The organism is Paenibacillus sp. SER-28 (assembly GCF_052906305.1).
Genome location: NZ_JBRECM010000062.1, coordinates 1 through 281, shown reverse-complemented (window position 1 = coordinate 281; position 281 = coordinate 1). Strand labels below are relative to the sequence as shown.

Here is a 281-nt window from a genome sequence, read left to right as displayed (position 1 = left end):
GGAGGCTTAGCTCAGCTGGGAGAGCATCTGCCTTACAAGCAGAGGGTCGGGGGTTCGAGCCCCTCAGCCTCCACCATAAGAAAATTTGAGAAATGCCTTTTAATGTCGCGGGGTGGAGCAGTTCGGTAGCTCGTCGGGCTCATAACCCGAAGGTCGTAGGTTCAAATCCTACCCCCGCAATTAATTTCCTGTTGGAAATGCCTCTGGAACTGTGGTGTAGAGGCCTAACATGCCTGCCTGTCACGCAGGAGATCGCGGGTTCGAATCCCGTCAGTTCCGCC

General features: G+C 55.2%; 3 tRNA genes. All 3 read left to right on the top strand.

Annotated features, from left to right (window positions below):
- The 3 genes from ACUYLD_RS25640 to ACUYLD_RS25630 all read left to right on the top strand — a co-directional run bounded on the left by ACUYLD_RS25640 (position 1) and on the right by ACUYLD_RS25630 (position 279).
- Positions 1 to 76: transfer RNA gene (locus ACUYLD_RS25640), tRNA-Val, on the top strand.
- Positions 77 to 106: 30 nt separating this feature from the next.
- Positions 107 to 180: transfer RNA gene (locus ACUYLD_RS25635), tRNA-Met, on the top strand.
- A gap of 25 nt (positions 181 to 205) precedes the next feature.
- Positions 206 to 279: transfer RNA gene (locus ACUYLD_RS25630), tRNA-Asp, on the top strand.
- Positions 280 to 281 lie beyond the last annotated feature (2 nt).